Raw genomic sequence first — 13,444 nt, 5'->3', positions numbered from 1 at the left:
GGGGTTGAGCATGTTGTGTCTGCGCTCAGCGACCCTAGATTCCGGAAGGCCCTTCTTCACCCATGAGCACTGTGTCACGCAATGATCTGCGTAACGTCGCGATCGTCGCCCACGTCGACCACGGCAAGACCACACTGGTCGATGCCATGCTCCGCCAGACCAAAGCAGTCGGCGGCCACGGCGACCTTGAGGACCGGGTGATGGACTCCGGCGACCTGGAGAAGGAGAAGGGCATCACCATCCTGGCCAAGAACACCACCGTGTTCTACAACGGGCCGGCCGCCTCGCGGATCGCTGAGGCTGAGGCGGTCACCATGAACATCATCGACACCCCTGGCCACGCCGACTTCGGCGGCGAGGTGGAGCGCGGCCTCTCCATGGTCGACGGCGTGGTGCTGTTGGTGGACGCCTCCGAAGGCCCCCTGCCGCAGACCCGGTTCGTGCTGCGGAAGGCACTCCAAGCCTCCCTGCCGGTGATCCTGGTGGTGAACAAGACCGACCGGCCCGATGCCCGCATCGACGGGGTGGTCTCCGACACCATGGACCTGCTGCTGGGTCTGGCCTCCGATGTGGCCGAGGAGAACCCGGAGCTGGACGTGGACGCGGTGCTTGACCTGCCTATCGTCTATGCCTCAGGCAAGACCGGCCGCGCCTCAGCGGAGCAGCCCGCAGACGGCGGCCTGCCGGAGAATGAGGACCTCGAACCACTCTTCGAGACCATCCTGGCGCATGTGCCTGCCCCCACTTACGACGACGCCGAGGTCCTCCAGGCCCACGTCACCAACCTGGACGCTTCCCCCTTCCTGGGCCGACTGGCGCTGCTGCGCGTATTCAACGGCACTCTGCGCAAGAACCAGCAGGTGGCCTGGGCCCGCAAGGACGGATCGGTGAAGACCGTGAAGATCACCGAGCTGCTGGCCACCAAGGGTCTGGAACGGGTTGCCGCCGAATCCGCCGGCCCCGGCGATATCGTGGCTGTGGCCGGGATCTCCGACATCATGATCGGTGAGACCCTCACCGACCTGGATACACCTAAGCCGCTGCCGAACATCGTGGTGGACGACCCCGCCATCTCCATGACCATCGGCATCAACACCTCACCCATGGCTGGTCGGGTCAAGGGTGCTAAGGTCACCGCTCGCCAGGTCAAGGACCGGCTGGACGCAGAGCTGGTGGGCAACGTCTCCATCCGGGTGCTGCCCACTGAGCGCCCTGATATGTGGGAGGTTCAGGGCCGCGGCGAACTCGCCCTGGCCATCCTGGTGGAGCAGATGCGCCGCGAAGGCTTCGAGCTCACCGTAGGCAAGCCCCAGGTGGTCACCAAGGAGATCGACGGTGTGCTGCACGAGCCCATGGAAGCTATGACCATCGATGCCCCCGAGGAGTACATGGGCGCGATCACCCAGCTGCTGGCCGCCCGCAAGGGCACCATGACCACCATGTCCAACTCCGGCTCCGGCTGGATCCGGATGGAGTTCAGCGTCCCGGCCCGTGGCCTCATCGGGTTCCGCACCACCTTCCTGACCATCACCCGCGGCGCTGGCATCGCCTCAAGCTACGCCGCCGGCTACGAACCATGGAAGGGCGAGATCGCATACCGGGCTTCCGGCTCCCTGGTGGCCGACCGGGCCGGAGCGGCCACCCCCTTCGCCATGATCAACCTCCAGGAGCGCGGCACCTTCTTCGTAGAGGCCACCAGCGAGGTCTACGAGGGCCAGGTGGTCGGCATCAACTCTCGCAACGAGGACATGGAAGTCAACATCACCAAGGAGAAGAAGCTCACCAATATGCGGGCCGCCTCCGCCGACAGCTTCGAGGGACTCACCCCGCCCATGAAGCTGACTCTGGAGGAATCCCTGGAGTTCGCCAATGACGACGAATGCGTAGAGGTCACCCCTGAGGCCATCCGTATCCGCAAGGTCATCCTGGACTCCTCCGAGCGGATGAAGGCTTCCCGCCGCAAGAAGCAGGCTGCAGCCGTCTGAGCATGACCTCCCAGCAGTCCTCCCACCAGGCCCACCAGCAGCCTCTTCCGGCAGGCGATCCCAACCCCGCCTCCCTGCACGGCGTCCAGCAGCAGCGGCCACGCCCCGAAGGACCCATGCTGCCACGTGCGGTGATACTGGGGATCAGCCTGTTCTGCGGCGTCGTCCTGGGAATTCTGGGCACTCTGCTGCACGGCAGTATCTGGATGATCGGTGAAGTGGACTCCGGCTTGGTCATCCCCTGGGGCGCTGCGCTGGGGCTGCTGATCCTGCTGCTGGGCCTGGTCTGGGTCGGCACCACCTCACGTTCTCTGGCCGAGCCGACCCTGATGGGCACCGCGACCTTCACCGTGGCCACCATCGCCTACCTGTGGCCCGGCCCCGACCAGCTGGTGGTGCCCTACTCCCCGGTGGCTTTCGAAACCTTGCCTGGACCGGTGATCGCCTCGCTGGTCTGGTGGCTGGGCTGCGCAGTGACCACCATTATCGGGATGCTGATAGTCAAATGGGTTCTTGTGGCCGACGCCGCACGCTCGTCTCGTAAACCACCGGCCGCCGGGCCGGTAGACTGAGTCCCACTATGACCTACGTGATCGCACTGCCCTGTGTGGACCTCAAGGATAAGGCCTGCATCGACGAATGCCCTGTGGACTGCATCTACGAGGGCGAGCGCGCCCTCTACATCCACCCGGACGAATGCGTGGACTGCGGCGCCTGTGAGCCGGTCTGCCCCGTGGAGGCCATCTACTACGAGGACGATCTGCCCGAGGAATGGAGCGAGTACTACCGGGCCAATGTGGAGTTCTTCGACGACATCGGCTCGCCCGGCGGGGCCGCCAAACTCGGCCTGATCCCTAAGGACCATGAGGTCATCCAGGCCCTGCCGCCTCAAGAGCATGACTAACATTAGCCCGCCGCGCAATCCCTCATCTCGCTGAGTGTATGTTTTGTGCACTAGTTTGGACGGAAACCGGGCAGAAATACTGCACAGATCATGCACTCAACGTCGGTGGGTGGGAGTTGAGCGATGGGTGGGAGGAGAGCTTAGGTGTTGAATCTGCCCGAGTACCCCTGGGAGGCGATGGCCCCGTACCGCCAGCTGGCCGCCGAGCACCCGCATGGCGTGGTCAACCTCTCCATCGGCACACCCGTTGACCCCACCCCGGAGATCATCCAGAACTCCCTGGCCAATGCCGCAGACGCGCCCGGATACCCCACCACCCATGGAGCCGTGCAGCTTCGCGAGGCGATCGCCGCCTGGTTCGCCCGACGCCGCGGAGTACCGGACCTGGACCCGGCGAATATCCTGCCCACCATCGGCTCCAAGGAGCTGGTCGCCTGGCTGCCCACGCTGCTGGGCCTGGGACCGCAGGACATTGTGGTCTACCCTCGCATCGCCTACCCCACCTACGAGATGGGTGCGCGGATCGCCGGAGCCCAAGCACTGGCCGCCGACGAGCTGCACGGTCTGGACGAGCAGACACTGAGCCGGGTGAAGCTGATCTGGCTGAACAGCCCGGGAAACCCCACCGGAAAGGTCGACGACGCCGCCCGGCTGGCTGACATGGTCCAGCTCGCCCGCCGCATCGGGGCAGTGGTGGCCTCCGATGAGTGCTACGCCGAACTGTCCTGGGACGTGGAGGCAGTGCCCTCCATCTTGGATCCGCAGGTCACCGGTGGAAGCCACCAAGGCTTGCTGGCGGTCTATTCGGTGTCCAAGCAGTCCAACCTGGCCGGCTACCGGGCCGCCTTCGCCGCCGGCTGCGAAGAGCTGATCGCCAACCTGGTGAACACCCGCAAGCACGCCGGAATGATCATGCCCGCCCCGGTGCAGGCCGCTCTGACAGCGGCAGTCAGCGACGATGCCCACGTAGGTGTGCAGCGGGAGGCCTACCGGCGGCGTCGTGCGCAGCTGTTACCAGCTCTGGAGGCTGCTGGGTTCGCTGTGGAGCACTCCCAGGCGGGGCTCTACCTCTGGTGCCGCGAAGACTCGGATCACCCTGCCAGCACCTGGGAGCTGGTGCAGCGGATGGCAGAGCGCGGCATCCTGGTGGGCCCGGGGGTCTTCTACGGCGAGGCCGGTGAGGGATACATCCGGGTGGCTCTCACCGCCACCGACGAACGTATAGCCTCGGCAGCACAGCGTTTAACTTAGAGCCTTCCGACAAGGTAGGTTTACTTGTGTTGTGACATTCGTATGTCCTCAAACGTGAAGGAGAGCCAGTGAGCGAGCAGACCACCCCAGCGCGTCTGGAGTACCAGGGCCATGACCTTGAGCTTCCGGTGGAGGACTCCGTTGAAGGCAATGACGGGCTCAACATCGCTCCGCTGCTGAAGACCACCGGTGCGGTCACCTACGATCCCGGCTTCATGAACACCGCCAACACCAAATCGGCGGTCACCTACATTGACGGCGCTGAGGGGATCCTCCGCTACCGCGGCTACCCGATCGAGCAGTTGGCTGAGAAGTCCAGCTTCCTGGAGGTCAACTACCTGCTGATCTATGGCGAGCTGCCCACCGCGCAGGAGCTCGCTGAGTTCGACAACGTGACCCGGCGGCACACCCTGCTGCATGAGGAGCTGAAGAACTTCTTCTCCGGGTTCCCGCGCGATGCCCACCCGATGCCGGTGCTCTCCTCGGCGGTCTCAGCACTGTCGACCTACTACCCGGACTCGCTGGATCCGTTCGATCCTGAGCATGTGGAGCGCTCCACCTACCGACTGCTGGCCAAGCTGCCAACTATCGCCGCCTACGCATACAAGAAGTCCGTGGGTCAGCCCATGCTCTACCCGGACAACAGCCTGAACCTGGTGGAGAACTTCCTGCGTGGCTGCTTCGGGGTGCCCGCTGAGCCTTACGAGGTGGACCCGGATCTGGCCAAGGCTCTGGACATCCTGCTGATCCTGCACGCTGACCATGAGCAGAACTGCTCCACCTCCACGGTGCGGCTGGTGGGCTCGGCCCAAGCCAACCTCTTCGCCTCCATCTCTGCCGGGGTCAACGCACTCTACGGGCCGGCCCACGGTGGGGCCAACGAGGCGGTGCTGAAGATGCTGCGCGAGATCCAGGCCTCGGATATGAAGCCTGAGGAGTTCATGACCAAGGTCAAGAACAAGGAAGCCGGCATCCGGCTGATGGGCTTCGGCCACCGGGTGTACAAGAACTACGACCCGCGTGCCCGCATCGTCAAGGGCTTGGCCGATGAGCTGCTGGCCAAGCTCGGCGGGGACGATGAGCTCTTCGACATCGCCCAGCGTCTGGAGGCTGTAGCCCTGGAGGATGACTACTTTGTGGAGCGCAAGCTCTACCCGAACGTGGACTTCTACACCGGCCTGATCTACAAGGCCATGGGCTTCCCGGAGAAGATGTTCACCGTGCTCTTCGCCCTAGGCCGACTGCCCGGCTGGATCGCCCAGTGGCGAGAGATGATGGGGGACAGGACCACCAAGATCGGCCGACCCCGCCAGATCTACACCGGCTACGGCGAGCGGGACTACCCCGCCTAGGTGGGCGAGCGCGGTAAGAGAGCCGCTCAGTGTCTCGCGGCATCCGTGCAGCGGTGCCGTGGGCGGGCGGTGAACGGCAACTATCCGGGCTGAGTCTTCCGCGGCTCGGTCTGTGCTCGGAGCTCCCTTCCTACTTTTCGTTCGATGGCCACCTACAACGACGTTTTGCCCTGTTTCGGGTCCGAATCGTCGTCGCAAGAGGCCATCGTAGGAGTTAGCGGTTAGTCTCGAGACGTGGTTCTTTCAAAGCCTTCAGCCTCGGGCTGGCTCACTGTGGACCATGTCCACAATGTGTACTGGGAGGAATCCGGGCACTGTGATGGCGTTCCTGCTCTCTATCTTCACGGTGGGCCAGGCGGCAGCTTGGGCGCAGGCGGATACCGCAACAAGTTTGACCTGAATAGGGTACGGCTGATCGGTTTCGACCAACGGGGTTGCGGTCGTTCCGTACCGTCAGCCAGCGACCCGGACTACGATCTGCGTCTGAACACGACATCCCACCTCATCGCAGATATTGAAGCGTTGCGCGAGCATCTGGGTGTTGAGCAGTGGCTAGTCAATGGTGTCTCTTGGGGTTCAACGCTTGCCCTAGCCTATGCCCGGGCGCATCCAGACCGAGTCTCGGGCCTTGTGCTGATGGCGGTGACCACTACCAGTCCTTTTGAGGTCCGGTGGATCACCGAGGCTGTCGGTGCGATTTTCCCTGAGGCCTGGGAACGGTTGGTCCACCATGCTGAGCAGGCAGGGGTTGGCTATCAGCGTGGCGGCGGCCTTCCTCTGGTCACCGCCTATGCCAGGCTGCTGCAGCATCCTGATGCAGCGGTCCGCGACGCCGCGTCGGAGGAGTGGGCACTATGGGAAGACACCCATATTTCGCTCGGAGTCCCGGCTGTGCCGCGCGACCCCAGATGGGAGAACCAGAGGTTTCGCCTTACCTTCGCCAGACTGGTGACGCATTATTGGAGCAATCATGGCTTCCTCGATCCGCCAATTCTGGCCGGCATCGGTCTGCTGCGCGGCATTCCTGCGACGCTAATCCACGGCCGCCGGGACATCAGTGGACCGGCGTCAACCGTGTGGCAGCTGCACCGGGCCTGGTCGGGCAGCGAGCTAATCCTTGTGGAGGACGAAGGACACGGTGGACCGAAAATGGTCGCAGCGTGGCGTGAGTCCAACACCCGGCACATTGCCCGTCTGCTGCAGCGGAGCTAATGCTTGCCCCTGCTTCGACACCGTTCGGTGGCCACCTACAACGACGTTTTGCCCTGTTTCGGGTCCGAATCGTCGTCGTGGAGGACCACCGAACGCAAAGTTTTCCCCAGATGAGGGACGACGATGACGCCACGCCGGGCTCTCCCCAGATTTGACGCTGAGCTGCCCCGAGGGCGGGGTGCCAGTGCACGCTGAGAGGATGAGCACAGCAGTTCCGCCCCGACCGTCACGTCGCAGACGTCCCGTCAGCTACCCCGTACCGAAGCGCGGTATGAGCTATCGCGAGCTTGCCGAGCGTCTCACAGCACAGAACATCCGTCACGCCACGTATAACAAAGTACTGTTGCACCTGGGTCGGGGCCTCTATGGCCCAGCCGAGACCGAACCCATGCTCGCTGTTCTCCAAGCACTTACTGCTGGCCAGAATTGTGTGATCAGCCATCAGAGCGCAGCCTGTATATACGGGCTCATCAGTCAACCTCTGAGGCCCCCGTTTCACATTACGAGTCCTCGGGGTGCCTCTCGTATCAGGCGCCCGAATGTGATTGGGCACCGCAGTGATGTTCCTGATGAGTATCGACAACTATGGCACGAGATCCCGATGACCAGTCCCGCATGGACCTGGAGTGATCTGGCCTTGACGAGTTCTCTGCTGGACGCCCTGGTTCTGACCGACAAAGTCATCAGGCAAGGGCGTATTGAGTACGGTGAACGGGCTGAACCGCTGGCTACCCGGGAGGAGCTTCAAGCTGTATTGGCCCTGCGTGGTCGAGCTAATGGGGTGCGGACCGCAGCTGAAGCCCTACACCGCGCACAGCCAGGATCTGATTCGCCGCAGGAGACCGTTCTACGCTTCCTGTGTGAAGAACGGGGTTTGCCGCAGATGCGGGTCAACGTATGGCTTGACGATGAGAATGGCCGGAAGGTGGTGCAGCCTGACCTGTCCATCCGGGAGTACAAGATCGCGATTCAGTACGACGGTGAAGCGTATCACTCCGGAGAACAGATGCGCCGGGATGTGCTGCGTACCGAACGAACTGAAGCTCTGGGCTGGATTGAGGTGCGGATTACCAAGGATCACATGCGTCACAGCGGGCGTGCCGCAGTCGCCAAGATAGAGCGGGCCCTGCGCCAGCGCGGATGGTCACGGTGACCCCGTTCGGTGGCCACGTGCAACGACGTTTTACCCAGTTTTAGGCCCGAATCGTCGTCGTGGATGACCACCGAACACATAAGTAGAAGAGGTGAGCTGAGGGGATCAGTCCCGGCTGAAACCGATCTCGACGGTGTCGGGGGCGGCGGGATCATCCTCATCAAGCCGCTCCCAGCGGGCGGAGTCCCGGTCCCAGCGGTAGGGCGCTGAAGTCACCGTCTGAATGCCATAGTCATAGGCGGCGGCCACCGCCCAGTGCGCCACCAGCCACTGGTAGTCGTAGTCTCCCTCAGCGGCAGGCACCGCCACACTCACCGCAGCTTCTGCACCGGCTCCGGAGACTACGACGACGCCGTCCAGCACCGGCTCCGGCACAAACTCCTCGGCATCTTCATCCTGACCGTTGCCTTCATCCTCCTCCGGAGGTTCGGTGAACGGGATGTTCAGGGCGTGGGGCATCACGGCCACCAGCTCATCAGCCACACCGGCAGGATCAGGGCCAGGGACCTCAAGCTGGGAGAGGTGGCAGGTCATCCCCACCTGCTGCTGGCCTGCCAGCGGCCAGGCGAACGCCCGCGCCTGGGTAGCGTGCCGCGGGTAGAACTGGGCATTATGCGGACGGTCCAGCACCTCGGCAGCCTCATCCAGGTGCATCTCCGGCTCCCAGGTGGGATCAGGCTCCTCCCCGTCCTCCTCTGGTTCTTCCTCCGCTGCGGCCTCCAGGCCCTCCTCCCAGGAGTCCTGGAGCACGTCGAAGAACCCGGAGACGGTGACCTCCACCGGAACCACATCCCCCTGGGCGGTCCAGTCCGGGGCCCCGCGAGCGAACAGCACTCGGGAGCCGGGGTCTTGGTCCCCCTCACGCATGGTCAGCTCGGTCTCCTGCAGGGAGATGGCCACCGCGTGGATCGCCGCCTCAGGGGGCAGTCCCCGGTCTGCGGCAGTGGCAGCCAGCAGTGCGGCGTTATGCGTCTGCTGATGAGTCAGCTCATGGTCAGCATCTCCCACGGCGACCTCGCAGCGCTCATCGAGCAGGAACTCGTTCTCATCGATGTAGCGCCAAGTGCCGTAGGAGGCCCCGGCCACCAGTGCGGTGGTGACACCCAGGGCGGTCACGGTGCGGCGCTGGCGACGGCGGCGGGCCATCGGACGGGTGACCACCTGCTGGCGGCGCGGTCTGCGGAAGGGACTCATCGTTCAAGCCTCAGTTGGTGTGCAGAGCGGTGTTGAGCTTGACTTTTTGGTTCTTCCGCGGCCGGGCCTGCACCGTGCCGGTGACCGAGTCGCGCAGGAACAGCAGTCCGGTGGAGCCGGAGAGTTCCGCGCCCTTGGCGGTGCCGCGCACCTGGCCTTCCTCATCCAGCACAGTGACCTTGGTGCCGGCGGTGACGTAGAGCCCGGCCTCCACCACACAGTCATCGCCCAGGCTGATGCCCACGCCGGAGTTCGCACCCAGCAGCACCCGCTCGCCCAGGGTGATCTTCTCCTTGCCGCCCCCGGAGAGGGTGCCCATGATGGAGGCACCACCGCCTACGTCGGTGCCGTCGCCCACTGCCACCCCGGCGGAGATTCGACCTTCCACCATGGAGGTGCCCAGGGTGCCGGCGTTGAAGTTGATGAAACCCTCGTGCATCACGGTGGTGCCCTCGGCGAGATGGGCGCCCAGGCGCACCCGGTCGGCATCGGCGATCCGCACCCCGGTGGGGGTCACATAGTCCACCAGGCGAGGGAACTTGTCGATCCCGTAGACGGTGACATGGCCGCGGGAGCGCAGCTTCAGCCGGGTCAGCTCGAAGCCGGCCACCGGGGCTGGCCCGAAGTTGGTCCACACCACATTGGCCAGGTGCCCGAAGATGCCCTCTAGGTTGATGGTGTTGGGCTTGGCCAGCCGGTGGCTGAGCAGGTGCAGGCGCAGCCACACATCCTCGGTGCTGGTGGCCTGCTCATCCAGATTGCTCTCTACCGAGACGGCTTTGAGGACGACGCCGCGGTCAGGATCCTCGTCCTCAGCAGCCTTGAGCTGAGAGTCCAGCTGGGCATCATCATTGTCTGCCAGGGGACCCAGCGCAGGGGAGGGGAACCAGGTGTCCAGAACAGTGCCGTCAGCGGCAACAGTGGCCAGTCCATGTCCAGAGGCGATACGAGGCTGCGAAGTCATGGATACCATCCTACGGTTCCGTGTCGGAGCTCTGTCACCGGCAGGTTTTAAGGGGTGGAAGAAGGTTACGTTTGTGTTTCAGAGCAACCCTGGGGTGGCCGAATCGCGCTGACCTGCTTTAGTGTGATCACACAATAGGTTCAGCGGGGGAGATGCTTGTCACAAGCCTGTGCCAAGGCTGGCCCTCCCCGCTGACCCGTAATCGCACCAGACCAGGAGGAATCCTATGACTATCCGTCGCACACTTACAGCGATGACTGCTGTGGCCGCGCTGACTGCGCTGGCCGCCTGCGGTGATGACAACGGGGACGACAATGGCACCGACAACGGTGCTGAGCTTGAGCCGGAGATTGGTGACGAGGAGGACTTCCTCACCGATCTGCAGTTCGCCTCCGGCGGCACCTCCGGCGTGTACTACCCGCTGGCCGGCGAGCTCTCCGAGATTTTCTCCGCAGAGACCGAAGCCAATGTCAACTATGTGGAGTCCGGTGGCTCGCTGGACAACTTGGGTCAGATCCTGCAGGGCCAGTCCCAGCTTGCGCTCTCCCAGAATGACACCGCAGCCAACGCAGTGATCGGTGAGCTGGGTGAAGACCTGGAGGGCGTGGTCGTGGACAACGTCGGTTGGATTTCCAACCTCTACCCGGAGGCCATGCACATCATTGTCCGCGAGGACTCCGGCATCGAGTCCGTCGAGGACCTCGAGGGCACCACCATCGCCGTGGGGGATGTAGGATCCGGCACCCGTGCCATCTCTGACGCCATTCTCGACTTCTACGAGATCGACTACACCCCCGAGGAGACCGACTTCGGCGCCTCCACCGAGATGCTCGCTGACGGGCAGATCGATGCCTCGATGTTCGTCTCCGGTGTGCCGGTGGCCGGGCTGACCCAGCTGGCCTCCACCACTGATGTGACCCTGCTGTCACTGGATGAGGGCGACGCCGATGAGATCGCCGAGGGAGGGTTCTTCGAGGCCTACACCATCTCGGCTGACTCCTACGACGCCATCGACGAGGATGTGACCACCATCTCGGTGTTCGCCGCCCTGGTTGCCTCCACCACTGAGGTCAGCGAGGACTTGGCCTACGACATCACCGCCGCTCTGTTCGACAACGCAGACCAGGTGACCATCGAGGTCGGCGAGAACATCGACATCGAAGAGGCTCTCTACGGCATCGGCGATATCCCGCTGCACCCCGGTGCTGAGCGGTACTATGAAGAGAACGATATCGACCTGCCGTGACACCACGCTCCGCAGCCGATCAGCCCCGGGCCTCGGCATTCCCACCGGATGCTGCACCCGGGGCTGCGGCTGAGGAGAAGGCCGAAGAGGTCCTCCGCGAGCACGATATCTCCAGCCGGTTCCGCACGGAGCTGGGCTGGTGGGGCTGGCTCGTGGGGGGCATCTCGGTCGCCTTCACGGCATACCACCTCTACGCAGCCTTCTTCCGCCCTTACAACACCTGGATGCATGGGTCACTGCATGTGGCCGGGGCACTGGCACTGATCTTCCTGCTCTACCCCGCTTCAAAGCGCCTGCTGCGGGTGCAGCAGGGCAGGCCCACCCCTCTGGACATCCTGGTAGGGCGTCATCGGGGCATTCCCTGGTATGACGTGGTGCTGGCCGCGGCCGCCACCGGCTGCAGTCTCTACATCTTCTTTCGCTACGAATACCTGGTCTCGCCACGGATCAACTTGGTGGGGCACAGCGATTTCGACATCCTGATCGCCTCAGTGGGTGTGATCCTGGTCCTGGAGGCCACCCGCCGCTGCGTGGGCATCCCCATTGTGGTGGTGGCCGGTGCGGCCATCGCCTATGCGCTCTTTGCCACCAATGCAGTGATGCCCGGGGACTGGGGCCACCGCGGCCAGGATTGGAGCGAGTTCGCCACCAATATGTTCCTTTCCTCGGGGCAGGGCGTCTTCGGCACCCCGATCCAAGTCTCCTCTAACTTCATCTTCCTGTTCCTGTTCTTCGCCGTGGTGCTGCTGCGTACCAATATCGGCCAGTTCTTCAATGACCTCGCCTTCCGGGCGGCAGGCCGGTTCAGCGGCGGCCCCGCCAAGGCAGCAGTGGCCGCCTCGGGCCTGCAGGGCATGATCTCCGGGTCCTCCGTGGCCAACACTGTGGCTTCCGGGTCCTTCACCATTCCGATCATGAAGAAGGCCGGTTTCAAGCCCCATGTCGCGGCAGCCACCGAGGCCACCGCCTCCACCGGCGGTCAGATGGTCCCGCCGATCATGGGTGCAGCTGCCTTCATCATGGCCCAGAACATCTCCGGCCTGGAGTACAACGAGCTCATCGTCATCGCGATCATTCCTGCGGCTCTCTACTTCACCGGGGCTTTCCTCTCAGTGCACTTCGAGGCCAAGCGCAATGAGCTCAAGGGCATTGCTCCCGACCAGCTGCCCAGTTGGAAGTCAATCCTCACCCGGATCGATATGCTGCTGCCACTAGTGGTCATCATCAGCACCCTGCTCGGCGGAGCCAGCCCCATGCGCGCTGCGCTCTTCGGCATCGGTACCGCCGTGGCGCTGAGCCTGCTCCGAGCGATCTTCGAACATATGGTCCCGGTGCTTGTTCAGGCTCAGAAGGAGGGCAAGTCCACCCCTGAGGAAGTTGGCAAACTGGTCCTCTCCCTGATCTATGTGATGCTGCAGATGCTCATCGCCGGCGCGCGTACTGCCCTGCCGGTGATCGCGGCCTGTGCCACCGCAGGCATGGTGGCCGGCACTGTCACCACCACTGGGCTCGGCGGACAGCTCGGGCGAGGTCTTGTGGACATTGCCGGTGGCAATTTCCTGCTGGTGCTGGTCATGGTGATGATCGCCTGCATCATCCTGGGCATGGGCCTGCCCACCACCGCCAACTACGTAGTCACCGCCACGGTGGCCGCCCCCATCCTGTACCAGAACTTTGATGTGCCGCTGATCGCGGCCCATATGTTCGTGTTCTTCTTCGGCATCCTGGCCGATGTCACACCACCAGTCTGTCTGGCGGCTTTTGCCGGTGCAGGCATTGCCGGAGCCAATCCGATGCGGACCGGGGTCACCGCCCTACGTATCGCAGTCGCCGGATTCCTGATCCCCTATGCCTTCATTCTGGAACCAGCGCTGCTACTGGAGGGCACGTTCACGGAGATGATCATTCCGTTGCTGACGGTGGTATTGGGCATGATCGGCGTCGCCTCCGGACTGGCCGGTTATCTGATCGCACACGGCACCGCAGTGGACCGGATTCTGCTATTTCTGGGCGGGGTGATGCTCGTCTATCCGGATGTGGTGGTCTCCGGCATCGGCCTGGCCGTAGTGGCCGCCGGCGTGGCTATCCAGGCCGTGCTGCGTGCCCGCGGCCACAAAGCAGATATGGGCTCCGGGGACAAACTCGAGATGGAGATCCCGGAGGCCCCTGCGGCCACCAAGTGA

General features: G+C 63.8%; 11 protein-coding genes. 9 read left to right on the top strand and 2 right to left on the bottom strand.

Translation table 11 applies throughout. The features are described from left to right. Positions 1–62 precede the first annotated feature (62 nt). From typA to F0311_RS04155, 7 genes are all read left to right on the top strand, one after another. Positions 63–1,985, top strand: a complete 1,923-nt coding sequence (gene typA / locus F0311_RS04185; RefSeq protein ID WP_150460705.1) for a translational GTPase TypA — start codon at positions 63–65, stop codon at positions 1,983–1,985. 2 nt (positions 1,986–1,987) lie between these two features. Further along, positions 1,988–2,557, top strand: a complete 570-nt coding sequence (locus tag F0311_RS04180; protein WP_150460704.1) for a hypothetical protein — start codon at positions 1,988–1,990, stop codon at positions 2,555–2,557. 8 nt (positions 2,558–2,565) lie between these two features. Continuing rightward, positions 2,566–2,889, top strand: a complete 324-nt coding sequence (fdxA, locus tag F0311_RS04175) for a ferredoxin (RefSeq protein ID WP_150460703.1) — start codon at positions 2,566–2,568, stop codon at positions 2,887–2,889. A gap of 144 nt (positions 2,890–3,033) precedes the next feature. Continuing rightward, positions 3,034–4,140, top strand: a complete 1,107-nt coding sequence (dapC, locus tag F0311_RS04170; protein ID WP_150460702.1) for a succinyldiaminopimelate transaminase — start codon at positions 3,034–3,036, stop codon at positions 4,138–4,140. Positions 4,141–4,208: 68 nt separating this feature from the next. Beyond that, positions 4,209–5,492 carry a citrate synthase gene (locus F0311_RS04165; RefSeq protein WP_150460701.1) on the top strand — a complete coding sequence of 428 codons (1,284 nt, stop codon included), beginning with the start codon at positions 4,209–4,211 and terminating at the stop codon, positions 5,490–5,492. Positions 5,493–5,726: 234 nt separating this feature from the next. Then, positions 5,727–6,704: an alpha/beta fold hydrolase gene (locus tag F0311_RS04160; protein WP_150460700.1), complete on the top strand. Its 978-nt coding sequence runs from the start codon at positions 5,727–5,729 to the stop codon at positions 6,702–6,704. A 601-nt stretch (positions 6,705–7,305) separates the two neighbouring features. Beyond that, the gene (locus F0311_RS04155) at positions 7,306–7,857 is read left to right on the top strand and encodes a PDDEXK family nuclease (RefSeq protein WP_150460699.1); all 552 of its coding nucleotides are present in this window, start codon (positions 7,306–7,308) and stop codon (positions 7,855–7,857) included. A 105-nt stretch (positions 7,858–7,962) separates the two neighbouring features. On the opposite strand, the gene F0311_RS04150 is transcribed toward F0311_RS04155, so the two are convergent. Together F0311_RS04150 and dapD are read right to left on the bottom strand one after the other, a co-directional pair. Beyond that, positions 7,963–9,051: a hypothetical protein gene (locus F0311_RS04150; protein ID WP_150460698.1), complete on the bottom strand. Its 1,089-nt coding sequence runs from the start codon at positions 9,049–9,051 to the stop codon at positions 7,963–7,965. 10 nt (positions 9,052–9,061) lie between these two features. Continuing rightward, entirely contained in the window at positions 9,062–10,024 is a 963-nt protein-coding gene (gene dapD, locus F0311_RS04145) for a 2,3,4,5-tetrahydropyridine-2,6-dicarboxylate N-succinyltransferase (protein WP_396897418.1), read from the bottom strand. A gap of 217 nt (positions 10,025–10,241) precedes the next feature. Between dapD and F0311_RS04140 the strand changes: the two genes are divergently transcribed. Both F0311_RS04140 and F0311_RS04135 read left to right on the top strand, forming a co-directional pair. Next, complete coding sequence (locus F0311_RS04140; protein ID WP_150460696.1) at positions 10,242–11,261, top strand: TAXI family TRAP transporter solute-binding subunit; 1,020 nt, start codon at positions 10,242–10,244, stop codon at positions 11,259–11,261. Then, a complete protein-coding gene (locus F0311_RS04135) occupies positions 11,258–13,444 on the top strand; it encodes a TRAP transporter permease (RefSeq protein ID WP_150460695.1) in 2,187 nt (728 codons plus the stop codon). Before F0311_RS04140 ends, F0311_RS04135 begins: the two co-directional genes overlap by 4 nt.

This window comes from Nesterenkonia ebinurensis, from assembly GCF_008711175.1.
GTDB classification, from domain to species: domain Bacteria; phylum Actinomycetota; class Actinomycetes; order Actinomycetales; family Micrococcaceae; genus Nesterenkonia; species Nesterenkonia ebinurensis.
This window is presented reverse-complemented; position numbering and strand designations above follow the sequence as displayed.

Excerpts from the sequence above, each read along its gene's own strand:
- typA (WP_150460705.1), top strand. The coding sequence starts at position 63 with ATGAGCACTGTGTCACGCAATGATCTGCGTAACGTCGCGATCGTCGCC.
- F0311_RS04180 (WP_150460704.1), top strand. The coding sequence starts at position 1,988 with ATGACCTCCCAGCAGTCCTCCCACCAGGCCCACCAGCAGCCTCTTCCG.
- fdxA (WP_150460703.1), top strand. The coding sequence starts at position 2,566 with ATGACCTACGTGATCGCACTGCCCTGTGTGGACCTCAAGGATAAGGCC.
- F0311_RS04155 (WP_150460699.1), top strand. The coding sequence starts at position 7,306 with ATGACCAGTCCCGCATGGACCTGGAGTGATCTGGCCTTGACGAGTTCT.
- F0311_RS04150 (WP_150460698.1), bottom strand. The coding sequence starts at position 9,051 with ATGAGTCCCTTCCGCAGACCGCGCCGCCAGCAGGTGGTCACCCGTCCG.
- dapD (WP_396897418.1), bottom strand. The coding sequence starts at position 10,024 with ATGGTATCCATGACTTCGCAGCCTCGTATCGCCTCTGGACATGGACTG.
- F0311_RS04140 (WP_150460696.1), top strand. The coding sequence starts at position 10,242 with ATGACTATCCGTCGCACACTTACAGCGATGACTGCTGTGGCCGCGCTG.